Annotated in this window: 14 protein-coding genes; 3 read left to right on the top strand and 11 right to left on the bottom strand. The window is 68.7% G+C overall.

The features are described from left to right. Positions 1–3: 3 nt before the first annotated feature. The 9 genes from W7S_RS11425 to W7S_RS11385 form a co-directional block, all read right to left on the bottom strand. The gene (locus W7S_RS11425; RefSeq protein WP_014711528.1) at positions 4–237 is read right to left on the bottom strand and encodes an MbtH family protein; all 234 of its coding nucleotides are present in this window, start codon (positions 235–237) and stop codon (positions 4–6) included. Between the two features lie 487 nt (positions 238–724). Further along, complete coding sequence (locus W7S_RS11420) at positions 725–3,358, bottom strand: LuxR family transcriptional regulator (RefSeq protein ID WP_020822402.1); 2,634 nt, start codon at positions 3,356–3,358, stop codon at positions 725–727. Between the two features lie 459 nt (positions 3,359–3,817). Continuing rightward, a complete protein-coding gene (locus W7S_RS11415; RefSeq protein ID WP_020822401.1) occupies positions 3,818–6,475 on the bottom strand; it encodes a LuxR family transcriptional regulator in 2,658 nt (885 codons plus the stop codon). Between the two features lie 541 nt (positions 6,476–7,016). Next, complete coding sequence (gene mshC / locus W7S_RS11410) at positions 7,017–8,252, bottom strand: cysteine--1-D-myo-inosityl 2-amino-2-deoxy-alpha-D-glucopyranoside ligase (RefSeq protein ID WP_014711525.1); 1,236 nt, start codon at positions 8,250–8,252, stop codon at positions 7,017–7,019. Between the two features lie 163 nt (positions 8,253–8,415). Then, a complete protein-coding gene (locus W7S_RS11405; protein WP_085976493.1) occupies positions 8,416–9,183 on the bottom strand; it encodes a 3'(2'),5'-bisphosphate nucleotidase CysQ in 768 nt (255 codons plus the stop codon). 75 nt (positions 9,184–9,258) lie between these two features. Continuing rightward, positions 9,259–10,074, bottom strand: a complete 816-nt coding sequence (locus W7S_RS11400; RefSeq protein WP_263646723.1) for an SCO1664 family protein — start codon at positions 10,072–10,074, stop codon at positions 9,259–9,261. Continuing rightward, a complete protein-coding gene (locus tag W7S_RS11395) occupies positions 10,058–10,645 on the bottom strand; it encodes a DUF3090 domain-containing protein (protein WP_008256222.1) in 588 nt (195 codons plus the stop codon). Before W7S_RS11395 ends, W7S_RS11400 begins: the two co-directional genes overlap by 17 nt. Positions 10,646–10,706: 61 nt before the next feature. Then, positions 10,707–11,459, bottom strand: a complete 753-nt coding sequence (locus tag W7S_RS11390; protein ID WP_008256220.1) for a histidine phosphatase family protein — start codon at positions 11,457–11,459, stop codon at positions 10,707–10,709. A 74-nt stretch (positions 11,460–11,533) separates the two neighbouring features. Further along, on the bottom strand, positions 11,534–11,836 hold the full coding sequence (locus tag W7S_RS11385) for a hypothetical protein (protein ID WP_008256218.1): 303 nt from the start codon (positions 11,834–11,836) through the stop codon (positions 11,534–11,536). A 136-nt stretch (positions 11,837–11,972) separates the two neighbouring features. Between W7S_RS11385 and W7S_RS11380 the strand changes: the two genes are divergently transcribed. The 3 genes from W7S_RS11380 to W7S_RS11370 are packed head-to-tail and all read left to right on the top strand — an operon-like array spanning position 11,973 to position 14,376. Beyond that, positions 11,973–13,013 carry a YncE family protein gene (locus W7S_RS11380; RefSeq protein WP_238535851.1) on the top strand — a complete coding sequence of 347 codons (1,041 nt, stop codon included), beginning with the start codon at positions 11,973–11,975 and terminating at the stop codon, positions 13,011–13,013. Beyond that, a complete protein-coding gene (locus W7S_RS11375) occupies positions 13,010–13,279 on the top strand; it encodes a DUF5703 family protein (protein ID WP_009955451.1) in 270 nt (89 codons plus the stop codon). The genes W7S_RS11380 and W7S_RS11375 overlap by 4 nt, the downstream gene beginning before the upstream one ends. Before the next feature lie 32 nt (positions 13,280–13,311). After that, complete coding sequence (locus W7S_RS11370; protein WP_162143691.1) at positions 13,312–14,376, top strand: quinone-dependent dihydroorotate dehydrogenase; 1,065 nt, start codon at positions 13,312–13,314, stop codon at positions 14,374–14,376. Positions 14,377–14,378: 2 nt separating this feature from the next. Here the strand turns inward: W7S_RS11370 and W7S_RS11365 are convergent, their stop codons facing one another. After that, positions 14,379–14,909 (bottom strand): YbhB/YbcL family Raf kinase inhibitor-like protein, encoded by a 531-nt coding sequence (locus W7S_RS11365; protein ID WP_008256205.1) that lies wholly within the window; start codon positions 14,907–14,909, stop codon positions 14,379–14,381. Positions 14,910–14,945: 36 nt separating this feature from the next. Next, complete coding sequence (locus tag W7S_RS11360) at positions 14,946–16,319, bottom strand: M20/M25/M40 family metallo-hydrolase (RefSeq protein ID WP_268819585.1); 1,374 nt, start codon at positions 16,317–16,319, stop codon at positions 14,946–14,948. Positions 16,320–16,326 lie beyond the last annotated feature (7 nt).

Below are 16,326 nucleotides of genomic sequence, written 5' to 3'. Positions count from 1 at the left end.
CGTCTACCTGTCAGAAGCCTGGCGCGCTGCCGCCAGCCTGTTCCGCAGCGTCTTCGGCCGGATATCGGGCCAGTTCTGTTCGATGTACTCCAGGCACTCGGCGCGATCCGCTTCGCCATAAACCGTCTGCCAGCCGGCCGGAATATCGGCGAACGCCGGCCATAGGCTGTGCTGCTCTTCGTCGTTGATCAAGACGAAAAAGCTGCAAGTGTCGTCGTCGAACGGATTGGTACTCATCGGGCCTCCAAATGTCGTTGTCGCATGGGTCGCGCACTTCACTGCACGTGCTGTATTGGACCGGGCGCTAGGGGGCTTGACCCGGCATCGGTCTCGACATGACCGGGAGCGTATGGGTTTCAATCCTGTTGTCGGCCTTATCAAGCCGGGTAGCGTAGTCCGGACGCGCACATAGAGTGGTAAGCGCGATTTACGAGAGTGACCCTTGGTGGCGGCAGGCAGAGTTCGCCGAGAATTCGCGTGGTAGCCCGGATTTGATTCTGCTGCAGCGTGTTTCGCGATAATGCTGTCTTTGTTGTTCGGCGGATACGCGGGCGCCGGCCCTGTGTTCACGGCCGCAGGGAGAGACAGCCGGACGTGCCGCAGACGACGGGCTACGGCTCCCCCGCGGCGATGGACCCGCAAATGCGGTAGCCGGGTCGGGAAAGGTCGGCTTGAGCGGCCAGCGCGGCTTATTCGATGGCCATCCGCCGGCGCGGCACCGTCGTCATGACGTGCTCGAATCGTCGTTGTTTGTCGCGGACCAATCCAGGTTCAGTAGCTGAACGAGCTGGTCGCGATTGTTGACGCCGAGTTTGGTGAAAAGCCGGTACAGGTGTCCCTCGACGGTGCGCACCGAAATAACCAGCCGGTCGGCGATCTGACGATTGGACAATCCGGCCGCGACCAGCAGCACGATCTGACGTTCACGCCCACTGAACGGAAGGGGGCGCGCCGCGGCCTCGAGCGCCGGTGTACGCACGCCGCACTGGCCGGCCAAAGCATGCGCCCAACTCGACGACTCGACCTCCTTGCGCCGCTCGCCCCGCCGGGCATGCTCGCCGGCCGCTTGGGCCGACGCGTCGGCGGCAAAAGCCAACGCGCCGAGATCGGCGAATTTGTGCGCGGCGACATCGAGCAGATCACCGTCGCGCTGCGCCAGACCGCGGGCTTGGTCGGCGACCGCTTGCGCCGAAGGAGAGCCCAGCATTCGGGCGAGCTCATCCACGCGCTTGGCCTGTGACCGGTCCCCGAAGCGAACGGCGGCATGGCGCGCCCGCATCTCCGCCACGTGCATCGCGGCCGCTCGCGCGATCTGCGCCGCCTGCATCGCATGCGATTGGGCGGCCGTCGTGTCGCCGGCGGCTGCCCTCTCCCAGGCCCGGGCCAGTTCGAGTTCGGGCAAAAACACCCCGACGTGGGGTCCATACGTTTCCTCCGCACGCCGCAACGCCGCGGCGGCCGCGGAGCCATCGCCGCGCGCCCCCTCGGCCTGGGCCAGCAGGGCAGCCACGACCAGCAGCCACGGCGACGGAAAGCCTTGGGAAAGCTGGGAAATGGACCGGTCAAGTGTGGCGCACGCCGACGACAGCTCGCCGCGGCTCACCTGCACGAGCCCGAGCATGGCGTCAACCATGGCCTTCGCCGCGGGGAGACCGGTGGCCAGCGCGGCGTAGCGCCTATGGATTCGGTCGGCCGCCGGGTAGTCGCCGGCCGCGGTCGCGACCATCACCTCGGCCATTCCGATGGCGAACCGCTGCGCGCCCGCCCTGCAGAGTGCCGTCGCGCGCACGCCGGCGGCGGCGATGCGGCTGACTTCGGAAAAGCGTCCGGCCGCCATCAAAGCGCCGCATGTCGCGACGGCCGCCCACACGGTCGCCATCGGCACTACGTCGGCCTCGCACAGGCGCGGCCCGAGCTCGATCGTCGTCTCGATGTCGCCGCAGAAGAACCCAATCGATATCTCCAGCGCGGCGAGCAGCTGGAGGGCGCCCTCGGCCACGAGGCGCTGCCTCGCCTCGGCCACTACGCGCGTCGCGGTTTCGGCGTCACCGCAACCCCACGCCAAGTTGGCGGCGCGCAGGCAGCCCCACCGCGCGATCAGCCAGTCGTCGGCGTCACCGAGGTCGACGTCCAGAAGAATGGATTCGGCCTCCTCGCCGCGCCCCTGCCAACTCACCGCCTCGGCAAGCACCAGAGCGGCCGGCAGGCCACCACCGCGTTCGACCGCGAACTTGGCCAGTTCCTCACCAAGCGCCACGTTCGACATCGCCAGTGCGCTGGCCGCCGCATCGATGACCACCTCGAGGTCGGGCTCCAGGTCGCTGCGCAACATGAACTGAGCCAATCGGATTCGGCCTCGCGGATCGGCGAAGTGCGAGCGCCGCCCGCCCGCCCTCAGGTGCCTCCGAAGGGTTTTCGCCAGGATGCCGTTGAGCTGCCGCGAGCGCACTATCCCCGCGTGGCGGGTGGCCGCTTCACCGAGCATGGGGTGATTGAGTTGCGCCAGGGTGTGGGATCCGTCGGCGACCAACTGGATCAGACCACGACGCTCGAGGTTTGCCATCGCGTCGGCATCGCAGATGTCGCGCAGGATCTCCCACTCCAACACCTCGGCGGTGGCCAAGATCTCGACCACCTCCAACTCCTCTGGAGTCAGCGACTGCAACCGGAACTCCAAAGCGTCGTGAAGTTCGCGATCCGCCCGCAGCGGGCCTTGTAGTTGCCAGCCATGCTCGGCGTGAACCAAGGTCCCGCTTTCGCGGCCGGCGGTCAGAAAGCCCCTCAGTAGCAACGGGTTTCCGGCACTGCGCTCGAACAACTCGTCGACCAGTCGTGGGTCGACCGGACCACCCAGAACCGTGCCGGCCAATAGCTCGGTCTGCTCGCGCGTAAACGGGTCGATGTGAACGGTCAACAACAGGCGCTCTTTCAGCAACACCGTCAACGCATCCAGCACCGGCTCACCGGACCGGATCGTCACGATCAACCGCGCGCCGCCGCCGGCCGCAAGCTGATTGACCAACGTGGCCGACAGCGGATCGAGCAGCTGCGCGTCGTCGACCACCACCACCAGGTTCTTGTCCTGGCTCAGGGTGTTATGCGCGGCGGCCAGCATGATCGCCGGTTCATGCCCCACCCCGAGGCTCACCGCGCGCGAAAAGGCGCCCAGCGGCACGGCCCAGCCCGTTTGGGTGCCCAGCGCAAATCGCACCGTGCGCCCCGCCGACTCCACCGTCTTCGCGAGCATGCGCGCCAAGGTCGACTTGCCCACGCCGCTGTCGCCGATCAGCGCCACCCCGTGAAAGTCCCCGTTGTTCAGCGCGGCCAGCGACCGGCGCAACTCCGCATCGCGTCCCACGATGGGCCACGTCGACCCATTTGCCCTCTGTGTCAAATGATGTATCTCCCCGCTCCCCCAAGCTCGCGACGTCGCGGCCAGACTGCTGCTGGTCCGTGACGGGCGCGAGCCAGTGCCGTTGTCGTCCACCGGACGACGCCCTGGGCCGCCGCTACATGAACCCTGAACGCGCGCCCGCCAGATAAAGCCTGAAGGCGTCCAACGAGCTCGAGGTGGGCGCCGATGGGCCCGATGCGCGTCGGTCCTCGACTACCGGCAACTCCGACGGCAGGGCCGTCTCTGCGGGTACGGTCGGGCCGACACCGTTAACGATCGCGACCACGCGCTTCCGACTGCCACTCATGTGCCGGAGGGTATGGTCCCTCGAGCAGGCATCGCCGGAATCCGGATATAAGTCGAGTGGTGCGCGCCTGGAGATCGAGTGGCGGCCCGTCGAATCGATCGGTTACCGACGAAGGCTCAGCCGGTCCGCGGGTGATCGTGACGCTCGTAACGCAGCGACTCGTCGCCGCGACGTGACAATTCGCTTCGCATGGACGGCTCCCTGCGCATCAAGCAGATGAGCTGCTCGCGAGTATTGATCCCGAGTTTGGCGAAAAGCCGATACAGGTGTCCCTCCACCGTGCGCACCGAGATGACCAACTGGTCGGCGATCTGCCGGTTGGATAAACCGGCCGCGACCAGCATGACGATCTGGCGCTCACGGCCGCTGAAGGGAAGTGGGCGTGCCGCGCTCTCGACCGCCGGTGTGTGCAACTCGCAATGGCTCGCCAAAGCGTGCGCCCGGGTCGACGACTCAAATTTCTTGCCGCGATCGCCTCGGCGGCCATGCTCGCCGGCCGCCTGCGCCCACGCGTCCGCGGCAAGGGCCAATGCGCCGAGATCAGCGAACCGACCCGCGGCGGCATCGAGCAGGGCACCGTCGTGTTTCGCCAGAGCGCAGGCATGGTCGGCGACCGCCGCGGCCAACGGGGTGTTCAGGATACGAGCGAGTTTCTCCAGCGGCGTGGCCTGCGAACGATCGCCGAAGCGCACAGCCGTGTGGCGTGCCCGCATCTCCACCGCATGCATCCTGGCCGCTCGCGCGATCTGCGCCGCTTGCGTCGCGTGCGCTTGGGCGGCCGACGTGTCACCGGCAGCTGCCCGTTCCCACGCCCGGGCGAGTTCGAGTTCGGGCAGGAACACCGCGACATGCGGTCCGTAGCTTTTCTCCGCTCGCCGCAACGCCGCGGCGGCCGCCGCACTGTCGCCCCGCGCCCCCTCGGCCTGGGCATGCAAGGCGGCCACCACGATCAGCCACGGCGACGGAAAACCCTGGGCGAATACCGCAGTGGCATTGGTGAATACAGCGCACGCTGACGCCAGCTCACCGCGGGCTACCTGCACCAGCCCGAGCATCGCGTCGACCATGGCCTCCGCGGCAAGAAGGCCGGCGGCCATCGCGGCGTAACGCTCGTAGATCTGCTCCGCGGCCGGATAGTCGCCGGCGGCCGTCGCCGCCATGACCTCGGCCATGCCGATGTTGAATCGATGCGGCCCCAATCCGCACAGCTCGGCCGCGCGCGCTCCGATGGCCGCCAAGCCGCGAACCTCGGACAACCGCCCGGCTCCCGCCAACGCACAACATGTCGGGAAAACCGCCCACACGGTCGCCATCGGCAGTGCATCGGGTTCGCATAGGCCCGGCCCGAGTTCGATCGTCGTCTCTACGTCGCCACGGAAGTACGCCATGGAGACCTCCAGCGCCTTGATGAGGCGAAGGCACAACTCGGACGAGACAAGCTTTTTCACGTCATCGAGTACCTGGGTGGCGGATTCGACGTCCCCGCAACCCCAGTACAAGTTGGCAGCGCGCAGACAGCCCCACCGCGCGATCAGCCACTCGTCGCCGCCGTCGGGCTCGGCGTCGACGAGCGCGGCATCGGCCTCCTCGCCGCGCCCCTGCCAGCTCACCGCCTCGGCGAGCACCAGAGCGGCCGGCAGACCGCCGCCGCGATCGACCGCGAACCTCGCCAACTCCTCGCCCAACCCCACATTCGACATCGCCAGCGCGTCCACCCCTGCATTGATGACCATCTCCAGGTCGGGCTGTAGGTCGCTTCGCATCATGAACTGGGCCAGCCGAATTCGACCCTGCGGGCCGGGCAACCCCGGTAGCCGGCTCCCTGCCCGCTGCTGCTCTTGAAGGGCTCGCGCCAACTTGCCGTTGAGTTCCCGGATGCGCACCATCCCGGCGTGTCGGGTCGCCGCTTCACCAAGCATCGGGTTGTTCAACTGCGCCAGAGCGTGGGATCCGTCGGCAACCAACTGGATCAGACCACGACGCTCCAGGTTCGCCACCGCGTCGGCATCGCAGATCTCCCGCAGGATCTCCCACCCCAGCACCTCGCCGGTGGCCAAGATCTCCACTACCTCCAGCTCCGCTGCGGTCAGCGAGCGCAGCTGAAACTCCAGAACGTCGTAAAGTTCGCGATCTGCGCGCAGCGGGCCCTGGAGTTGCCAGCCGTGTTCGCCCTGAACCAGGGTCCCATTTTCGCGGCCGGCGGTCAGAAAGCCGCGTAGGAGCAACAGGTTTCCCGCACTGCGCTCGGACAACTCGTCGACCAAGCGTGGGTCGACCGGACCACCCAGAACCGCGCCGGCCAGCGCCTCGGTCTGCTCGCGCGTGAACGGATCGATGTGGACGGTCAGCAACAGGCGCTCTTTCAACAATGCGGTCACCGCGTCCAAGACCGAATCGCCGGACCGGATGGTCACGATCAACTTCGCGCTGCGGCCGGCCGCAAGCTGATTGACGAAGGTGGCCGACAGCGGATCGAGCAGCTGTGCGTCGTCGACCACCACCACCAGGTTCTTGTCCTGACTCAAGGTGTGATGCGCGGCGGCCAGCATGATCGCCGGCTCGTGTGCCACCCCAAGGCTCACCGCGCGCGAAAAGGCGCCCAACGGCACAGCACGACCCGTTTGAGTGCCCAGCGCAAATCGCACCGTGCGCCCGGCCGACTCCACCGTCTTGGCCAGCATCCGCGCGAGCGTCGACTTGCCCACGCCGCTGTCGCCGACCAACGCGACGCCTTGGAACTCGCCGTTACTGAGCGCCCCCAGCGATCGTCGCAACTCGACATCGCGCCCAACTACAGGCCACGCTGACCCCTTACCCCCGTGCATCTGAAGCCCTACTTAATTCAAGGGCGCGGTGCGCGTATTTCGTGCATACATATCAGGCAGCTTCCGTGGGTTCGGTCGTAAATCTCCATCGGGGCCGGCACGGCCCAGCGGTAGCCGCCACACGTTGTTTGTGCCGCCGACTACGATCGCGACTTGCCGGTCAGCCTCGCCGTCTGCCCGATATCCACCGAGCTGACCCGCTCCTCGTACGCGCGGGACCTCACCCCTCTAGAACCAGTATTACTTGAAATATACTCGGGTAGGCCGCGGACAGCAAATTATTTTCTGCCCCTCAATTCACACATATGTAAATTAAATATGCTGATTGTACAGCTGTTTCATAAGTTTGCCCGGGCACCGGCCGAGGCCCCCTCAGCAAACTCATAGGGACGGCTTGGATTGGCTCAGGCGCCTTGCATGACTTTCGCGTCGCCTCCGCGAGGGGTTGCAGAACGTGCGAGCGGTTTTCGTCGCGATAGGTTTACCGCGACTACAGGGCCACGCCCAGGAGCGCATCGATCGCGGTCGCCACCAGGCGGGGCGCCTCGGCGTCGTGGCCACCGTACTCGAGCGCATCGGTTGACCAACCATCAAGCGCCGCAAGGGCTTTGGGCGTGTCGAGGTCGTCGGCCAGATATTGGCGCACCCGCGCGATCACGTCGGCCGCGTCAGGGCCGGTCGGGAGCGCGGTCGCGGTGCGCCAGCGCTGCAGCCGGGCGACGGCCTCGTCGAGCACCTGCTGGCTCCAGTACCGGTCGCCGCGATAGTGGCCGGCCAGCAGGCCCAGCCGGATGGCCGCCGCCTCGACGCCTTGGGCGCGCAGCGTCGACACCAGCACCAGGTTGCCGCGGCTCTTGGACATCTTGTGCCCGTCCCAGCCGATCATCCCGGCGTGTACGTAGTGGCGCGCGAATCGCCTTTCGCCGCGGACACATTCGGCGTGCGCGGCGGTGAATTCGTGATGCGGAAAGATCAGGTCGCTGCCCCCGCCCTGAATGTCCAGGCCGCTGCCGATGCGGCTGAGGGCGATCGCCGCGCACTCGACGTGCCAGCCGGGCCGTCCGTCGCCGAACGGCGAGGGCCAGCTGGGCTCCCCGGGCCGCGCCGCCCGCCATAGCAGGGCGTCGAGCTGATCGGTCTTGCCGGGCCGCTGCGGGTCGCCGCCGCGCTCGGAGAACAAGCGCAGCATGGTTTCTCGGTCATAGCCCGACTCGTAGCCGAACTGGGGCGTGGCGTCGGCGCGGTAGTAGATGTCGGGGTATTCGCCCTCGACGACGTAGGCCGCCCCGGACGCCAGCATCTTCTCGACCAGCTCGACGACCTCGGCGATCGCCTCGGTCGCCCCGACGTACTCGCGGGGTGCCAGCATGCGCAGCGCGGTCATGTCCTCACGGAACAGCGACACCTCGCGCTGCGCCAGCTCCCGCCAGTCGATGCCGTCGCGCTCGGCGCGCTCCAGCAGAGGGTCGTCGACGTCGGTGACGTTCTGGACGTAGTGGACGTCGTGGCCGAGATCCAGCCATAGGCGGTAGATGAGATCGAACGCCAGATAGGTTGCGGCGTGGCCCAGGTGGGTCGCGTCGTACGGGGTGATGCCGCAGACATACATCGTGGCGGTCGACCCGGCCGCCACGGGGCGCACCTGCCGGTCAGAGGTGTCATACAGCCGAAGCTCCGGGCCGCGCCCCGCCAATACGGGGACCTGTGGGGAAGACCACGACTGCATGGCAATCAGCCTAAGCGCGTCGACGAAGCGGCCCGCGCAGTGGGCCGCGGAGGAGCCGCGCAATCAGCCCCAGCGCGTCGACGATGCGGCCCGCGCAGTGGGCCGCGGAGGAGGCGCGCAATCAGCACAGCGCGTCGACGAAGCTGCCCGGAATCGCCCACCCTTAGCGCCAGGCGTCGCGGATGGCTCCCAGCAGGATCGGGGCCAGCTCGGCGCGGCACATGACGAAGTCGGGCAGGTACGGGTCGAGCTGGTTGTAGCGCATCGGCGATCCGTCGAGCCGCGAGGCGTGCATCCCGGCGGCCATCACCACCCCGGCCGGGGCGGCCGAGTCCCACTCCCACTGGCCGCCGGCGTGCACGTAGGCGTCGACGTCGCCGTCGATGATGGCCATCGCCTTGGCGCCCGCCGAGCCGATCGCGACCGGCTGAATGGGCAGCGTCTGCCGCATCCGGTGCAGGACCGCCGGGGGCCGGGTGGCGCTGACGGCGATGCGGATGGTGTCGGTGACGCCGGCGCGGGCGGCGCCGGCCGTCACGGTGTCGCTGCGGTAGACGATGTTGCCACGCGCGGGCAATGACACCGCCGCGTCGGTGATCTCGCGTTGGCCATCGCTGGGTCGCTGCCACAGCGCGATGTGGACCGCCCAGTCGTCGCGGCCCGGCGTGGAGAACTCGCGGGTGCCGTCCAGCGGGTCGATGATCCACACCCGGTCGTGCTGCAGCCGGGACAGGTCGTCGTAGGCCTCCTCGCTGAGCACCGCGTCGCCGGGCCGCTCGACGCGCAGCCGCCGCAGGATCAGGTCGTTCGCCAGGCTGTCACCCGCGTCGCCCAGCGCCCAGGGATAGCCGAACCCGACCTCGTCGCGGACCTTGAGCAATAACTCCCCCGCTTCGGCGGCGAGATCGGCGGCCAGCGCGGCATCGGTCATCTCGTCCGACTCGTCGTCGGGGGCATGGCTCACCGGTTCAGTATCGCCGACGCCGTGCCGCGCTTGCGATCACTGCTAAAAAGCCGGCCACGGGATCGGGCGATGCCGGTTGGGTCCCGGCATCACCGGATTGTCCAGCAGCGCGTGCGCGCGCATGCGCAGCGCGGCGATCTCCGCGGACGTGATGTGCTCGGCCAGTTCGTCGCCGAACGAGCCGGTGAGGGCCTCGGCGAGGCCGGCGACGGCCTTGCACGTCTGACTGTCGATCGGCTTGCCGGCCCACCCCCACAGCACGGTCCGCAGCTTGTCCTCCACGTGCAGGCACACACCGTGGTCGACCCCGAAGATGTGGCCGTCGAGGTCGCGCAGGACGTGGCCGCCCTTGCGGTCGGCGTTGTTGACCAGCACGTCGAACACCGCCATCCGCCACAGGCGAATGTCGTCGGCGTGCATCAACACGACCTCGTCGCCGGCGTAGTCGTAGGCGCGCAGCACCGGCAGGTAGCCGGGCTGGGCCTTGCCCGCGGGAAACAGGTCGACCAGATCCGGGCCCGGCCGCGGCTCGGTGTCCACCGTGTCGCCGGGTTGCTGCACCCACTGCTGCAACATGCCCGGGCCCGCCGGCCCGTGGCGAATGATCGTGTAGGGCACGATGTTCCAGCCCAACTGCGCCGACACCAGGTATGCGGCCCGCTCGCGGCCGGCCAGCGTTCCGTCGGGAAAGTCCCATAGCGGCGCCTCGCCGGCGACCGGCTTGTAGACGCAGTGCACCGCGCGCTCGTCGAGCGTCGATTCGCACAGGAAGGTGGCGTTGCTGGCCGAGCGGATCCGTCCGATGACCGTCAGCTCGCCGTTGCGCAACACCTCATGGTCGTCACACCTCGGGGTCATCGTCAGACCCGAGAAGCGCATTGCGCCGATAGCCGTTGGCGCGCGCGCAGATATGTCCCTCCGGGTCCAACGGTTCGTCGCACAGCGGGCACGGCGGACGCCCGGCCGAGATCACCCGGTTGGAGCGGCTGGCGAACTGCCGCGCCGACTCCGGCGTCAGGAACACCCGCACCGCGTCGGGACCCTCCTCGGTGTCGTCGAGCACCACCGACGCATCGAACTCGGCGTCGGTGACGGCCAGCAGCTCGACCACCACGGTCTGGGCCTCCGAATCCCAGCCCAGACCCATGGTCCCGACCCGGAACTCGGCGTCCACGGGCGTGATCAACGGCTTGAGGTCCTCGACCTCGGCGGGCTCGGGCGGAACCGGCGTGCCGAACCGGCGATTCACCTCGAGCAACAGGGCACCGATGCGTTCGGCCAGTACGGCAACCTGCTGCTTTTCCAGGATCACCGACACCACGCGCGCGTCGTGCACCGCCTGGATGTAGAACGTGCGATTTCCGGGCTGGCCAACGGTCCCGGCCACGAAGCGGTCGGGGGTGCGGAAGACGTGAATTGCGCGGGACATGGCACCTCCAAAATACCGGCTGTTGCCGTCGCCGTGCGATCCGATAGTGGTGGCAGTCGAATTAATCCGTCGAACCGCCGACCACGGCGTCGCTGGACGGCGCCCCGGCGGCCGGTGGTGCCTGCGCCTCGCCGTTGGACTGCCCGTCGGTTTCCGCCGTTGCCTCTTCCTTCGGCGGCGGTCCGGCCCGCAGTGCGGCGGCCAGCCGCGCGCCGGTGTGGTTGACGTGCAACACAAACGGGCGCAGTTCGGTGTACCGGATCACACTCACCGACGCCGGGTCGGCGGTGACGCGCTGGAACCCGTCCAGGTGTATGCCGTACGCGTCGGCGATGACCGCCTTGATGACATCACCGTGAGTGCAAGCGACCCACAGCGCGTCGCCACCATGCTCTGAGGCCAGCCGGCGGTCGTGCTCGCGGACGGCGGCCACCGCCCGCGCCTGCACCTGCGCCAGACCCTCGCCACCGGGAAAGACCGCCGCGCTGGGATGGGCCTGCACGACCTTCCACAACGGCTCGCTCACCAGCTCGCCGATCTTGCGGCCGGTCCATTCCCCGTAGTCCACTTCGGCGAGCCGGTCTTCGACGAGCGGCGCGAGACACAGCGCGTCGGCCAGTGGCTCGAGGGTGCGGCGGCAGCGCAACAGCGGCGAGGTGATCAACTCGCGGATCGGCAGATCACCGATCCGGTCGATCAGCGCGGCGGCTTGCTCGCGGCCCTTGTCGTCGAGGTCGACGCCCTCCGAACGACCGGCGAGGATGCCGGCGGTGTTCGAACTGGATCGGCCGTGTCGCAGCAGAATGACGGTCATGTCGACCATGACGCTACCCGGTACGCGGCCCCGCGACCGGAGCTGAGTGGACCGACGCCGGCGACCCGGGCGCCCTACCGGGAAACCGGCTCCGCGTGCGCCACGGAGTCGCGCACCGCCGCGCTCAGGCTGCGCTCGTCGGTGAGATCGATATCGACCAGGCTGCGGACTGCGGTGGCGACCACCTCGTCGGCCTGCGGAACGGGCCCGGCCAGGCGTGGCCGGTAAACTTCCACGACAAGTGATCGGTTCTCGATGTGGAACGAGAAACTTCGCCCATCACCGACTTGTCCGTATCCGCTAGCGAAAATGCCTGTCGACATGTCTTCGACAGCAAACTCTTTCTGCGTCATATGACGGTCAGCGGTGACGGCCATGAGCCGACGATACCTCGCCGGTCCGGCCAGACGCGGGCAGCATGGCCCTGTGGGACCGACCTCGTTCCTTAGAATTTGTGTTCCACCGCCGCACCACGAGGGAAAGCACTTGCTGTCACGACCATGGCGCCACAAGCTGGCAGCTCAAGGCGGTGTGTTGAGCCTCGCGGTTTTGCTCGGTGCGACGGTCGGTTGCTCGTCGAATCCGCTCGCCGGCGCGCCGCGCACCATCGAACCCGCGGCGGCGGCCGTGTCGCCGCCGCCGTCGCAGTCGCCGGCCGGCGCGGTGCGGCCGCTGCCCGCCCATGCCGCCGCGGCGGTGTTCGATGCCGGCACCCGCCGGCTGGCGGTCCTGGCGCCGGGCAGCGACCCGGCAGCGCCGGGCAGCCTCACCGTTTTCGGTGACGCGCAGGCCCCGCCGCGCGTCGTCGACCTGCCGGGGCCGGCCAGCGCGTTGACCGACGACGGCCAGGGCACCGCCTATCTGGCCGCGCGCGGCGGCTACTTCGCGGTCGACCTGTCCACCGGCCACACGGCGCAGGTGAGCGTGACCGACGCGGCCCAGACCGAGTTCACCGCGGTGGCGCGACGCGCCGACGGCCGGCTCGTGTTGGGCAGCGCCGACGGCGCCGTCTACACCCTCACCTCCCCCAAGCCGGGCGCGGTGAGCGCCGCGAGCATAGCCAGTCGCAATAAGGTCTTCGCGCGCGTCGATTGTCTTGCCACACAAGGCGATACGACGGTAGTGCTGGATCGCGGGCAGACGTCGGTGACGACGATCGACGCCGACGGCCACGTCCAGCAGGCCCTGCGTGCCGGCCGGGGCGCCACCACCATGGCCGCCGACGCGCTGGGCCGCGTTCTGGTCGCCGACACCCGCGGCGGTCAGCTGCTGGTCTACGGCGTGGACCCGCTGATCCTGCGGCAGGCCTACCCGGTTCCGCAGGCGCCCTACGGCCTGGCCGGTTCCCGCGCGTTAGCCTGGGTTTCGCAGACCGTTTCCAATATCGTCATTGGTTACGACCTGTCCACCGGAATCCCCGTCGAAAAGGTGCGCTACCCGACCGTGCAGCAACCCAACTCACTGGCCTTCGACGAAGCGTCGGACACCTTGTACGTGGTGTCGGGATCCGGTGCGGGAGTTCAGGTCATCGATCACGCGGCGGGTAGGCGTTGACCGCGGCGCGGCACAGCCGCCTGCCCGCGGGCTGGGACACCGAGATGTCCGACGAATACGAATGGGTGCCGCTGCGCCTGCCGCCGGAAGTGACCCGGGTCAGCGCGTCGACCCGATTGTCCATCGAGGCCGAATACCGCGGCTGGGAGTTGACCAGGGTGCGGCTCTACAACGACGGCAGCAGACGAGTGTTGTTGCGCCGCAAGAAGTCTCGCCTGGACGGTGCCGGCTACGAGGGGCGGCGGCCCGACCAGCCGCAACTGTGAAACCCGACCGGCCACGCGCGGGCGGCCACCGGCTGTACGGCCTGCTGCGGCAGCTGTTTTTCGTGATCCCGCCCGAGCGCATTCACACGCTGGTTTTCGGCTTCCTGCGCGGCGTCACGGCCGTCGCCTGGGCGCGCCGGGCCTTGCGCCGGTTGCTGGCCCCGACCGATCCGGCGCTGGCCAGCACCGTGTTCGGGGTGCGTTTCCCGGGTCCGCTGGGCCTGGCGGCCGGCTTCGACAAGGACGGACTGGGCGTACTCACCTGGGGCACGCTGGGTTTCGGGCATGCCGAGGTCGGGACCGTCACCGCCCACCCGCAGCCCGGCAACGCGGCCCCCCGCATGTTCCGGCTGCCCGCCGACCGGGCCCTGCTCAACCGGATGGGCTTCAACAACCTCGGCGCCGGCGCGCTCGCGATGCGGCTCGCGCACCAGCGGCCGGAGGTGCCGATCGGGGTCAACATCGGCAAGACGAAGGCAACGCCGGCCGATCGGGCCGTCGACGACTACCGGGCGAGCGCGCGGCTGGTGGGCCCTCTGGCCTCCTACCTGGTGGTCAACGTCAGCTCGCCGAACACCCCCGGGCTGCGCGACCTGCAGGCGGTCGAGTCGCTGCGGCCCATCCTGTCGGCCGTGCTCGCTGAGACAACCACACCGGTGCTGGTGAAGATCGCGCCGGACCTCTCCGATGCCGACGTGGACGCCATCGCGGACCTGGCGGTCGAGCTGGGCCTGGCCGGCATCGTCGCCACCAACACCACGATCTCGCGGCAGGGTTTGCGGACGCCCGGCGTCGACGAGCTGGGCGCTGGCGGCATCTCCGGGCCGCCGGTGGCGCGCCGCGCGGTCGAGGTGCTGCGCCGGCTCTATGGGCGGGTCGGCGACCGCCTGGTGTTGGTCAGCGTCGGCGGCATCGAAAACGCCGACGATGCCTGGGAGCGGATCACCGCGGGCGCCTCGCTGCTGCAGGGCTACACCGGTTTCATCTACGGAGGAGGCTTGTGGGCCAAGCAGATTCACGACGGCGTCGCCCGGCGGCTGCACGACGGGGGGTTCGCCTCGCTCAGTGAGGCGGTCGGCTCGGCGGCTCGGGGTTGAGCCTACTTCTGTTCGTACGTGGCGTGGATGACCGCGCGGGCGATGGCGTGCTGGAACAGGTTGAACCCGAGGAAGGCCGGGCTGGCGTCCTCGGGCAGATCCAGCTTGTCGGTGTCCACGGCGTGCACGGCGATGTAGTAGCGATGCGGGCCGTGCCCGGCCGGCGGCGCGGCGCCGAGGTAGCGGCGCAGCCCGGCGTCGTTGACCAGCGTCAGGGCGTCACCGGGCAGGTTGCTGCCGTCGCCGGCGCCCTCGGCCAGCTCGGTGACGTCGGCGGGCAGGTTCGCGACCGCCCAGTGCCAGAACCCGGAGGCCGTCGGCGCGTCGGGGTCATAGACGGTGACGGCGAAACTGCGGGTCCCATCCGGGAATCCCGACCAGCTCAGCTGGGGGCTGACGTCCTCACCACCGGCGCCCATGATGCCGCTGACCTGGGGCTTGGCCAAGGGCTGACCGTCGGTGACCGATTGCGAGGTCAACGTGAACGTCGGCAGCTTGGGCAGCGATGCGTATGGGTCGGGCGCAGTGCTCATGGCGGTCCTCTCGGGTGATCGGCTTGCGTTCGTCAACTAGCAGTGGGTCAGGAAGTGGGTCAGCACATCGGTGCCGAACCGCAACGCGTCGATGGGTACCCGTTCATCGACGCCGTGGAACAGCGCGGTGAAATCCAGGTCCGGCGGCAACCGCAGCGGGCTGAAGCCGAAACAGCGAATACCCAAGCGCGCGAAGGATTTCGCGTCGGTACCACCGGAGAGCATATACGGCACGGTGCGGGCGTCCGGGTCGAGCGCCAGCACGGCGGCGTTCATCGCGTCGACGAGGTCACCGTCGAAGCTGGTCTCATAGGACGAGAAGTCCTTGATCCATTCGCGGGTCACGTCCGGCCCGAGCAGCTCGTCGATCTCGGCCTCGAACGCCTCCTTGCGACCGGGCAGAATCCGGCAGTCCACCACCGCCTCGGCGATCGCCGGGACGACGTTGGCCTTGTACCCGGCCTTGAGCATCGTGGGGTTGGCGGTGTCGTGCAGCACGGCCTTGAGCATGCGGGCCATCGGCCCCAGCTTCTCGACCGCTCCCCGCAGGTCGCCCGACTCGGTGTCGAAGGTCAGCCCGGTTTCCTCGCTGACGGCCGCGAGGAACTGCGCGACGGTGTCGGTCAGCACCAGCGGAAACTGGTGGCGGCCCAGCCGGGCGACGGCCTCGGCGACGGCCGTGACGGCGTTCTGGTCATGCACCATCGACCCGTGACCGGCGGGGCCACGGGCGGTGAGCCGCATCCACGACAGCCCCTTTTCGGCCGTCTCGATCAGGTAGAGCCGACGTTCTCCCCCGTCGCGGCGCGGCACGGTCAGCGAGAACCCGCCCACCTCGCCGATCGCCTCGGTGACCCCGTCGAACAGATCCGGCCGGTTGTCGACCAGCCACTGCGCCCCGAAGGTGCCGCCGTGCTCTTCGTCGGCGATGAAGGCGAAGACCAGGTCACGCGGGGGGACGATGCCGGCCCGCTTCAACTGCCGGGCCACCACGATCATCATCCCGACCATGTCCTTCATGTCGATCGCCCCGCGGCCCCAGACAAAGCCGTCTTTGACCGCGCCGGAGAACGGGTGCACGCTCCACTCCGTGGGCTCGGCCGGCACCACGTCGAGGTGCCCGTGGATGAGCAGGCCACCGCGCGAGGGGTCGGCGCCGGGCAGGCGGACGAAGACGTTGCCGCGGCCGGGGGCGCCCGATTCGACATACTGCGGGGCGTAGCCGACCTCGGCGAGCTGCTCGGCGACCCATTGGGCGCACTCGGCCTCGCCCTTAGTGGTCTCGGGTTCGCCGGTGTTGGTGGTGTCGAACCGGATCAGCTTGCTGACCACCTCGACCACGTCGTCACTCGGGTTGGTCGGCTCCTCGGTCGCCCCGCTCTGAATGGTCACAACCCCCTTTCCTACCATTGCCGCG

This window comes from Mycobacterium sp. MOTT36Y, from assembly GCF_000262165.1.
GTDB lineage: Bacteria > Actinomycetota > Actinomycetes > Mycobacteriales > Mycobacteriaceae > Mycobacterium > Mycobacterium intracellulare.
Note: the sequence above shows the minus strand (reverse complement) of the source record. Positions and strands in the feature narration are given on the sequence as shown.

Excerpts from the sequence above, each read along its gene's own strand:
- W7S_RS11390 (WP_008256220.1), bottom strand. The coding sequence starts at position 11,459 with ATGACCGTCATTCTGCTGCGACACGGCCGATCCAGTTCGAACACCGCC.
- W7S_RS11400 (WP_263646723.1), bottom strand. The coding sequence starts at position 10,074 with ATGACCCCGAGGTGTGACGACCATGAGGTGTTGCGCAACGGCGAGCTG.
- W7S_RS11385 (WP_008256218.1), bottom strand. The coding sequence starts at position 11,836 with ATGGCCGTCACCGCTGACCGTCATATGACGCAGAAAGAGTTTGCTGTC.
- W7S_RS11395 (WP_008256222.1), bottom strand. The coding sequence starts at position 10,645 with ATGTCCCGCGCAATTCACGTCTTCCGCACCCCCGACCGCTTCGTGGCC.
- W7S_RS11405 (WP_085976493.1), bottom strand. The coding sequence starts at position 9,183 with ATGACCGATGCCGCGCTGGCCGCCGATCTCGCCGCCGAAGCGGGGGAG.
- W7S_RS11360 (WP_268819585.1), bottom strand. The coding sequence starts at position 16,319 with ATGGTAGGAAAGGGGGTTGTGACCATTCAGAGCGGGGCGACCGAGGAG.
- mshC (WP_014711525.1), bottom strand. The coding sequence starts at position 8,252 with ATGCAGTCGTGGTCTTCCCCACAGGTCCCCGTATTGGCGGGGCGCGGC.
- W7S_RS11425 (WP_014711528.1), bottom strand. The coding sequence starts at position 237 with ATGAGTACCAATCCGTTCGACGACGACACTTGCAGCTTTTTCGTCTTG.
- W7S_RS11365 (WP_008256205.1), bottom strand. The coding sequence starts at position 14,909 with ATGAGCACTGCGCCCGACCCATACGCATCGCTGCCCAAGCTGCCGACG.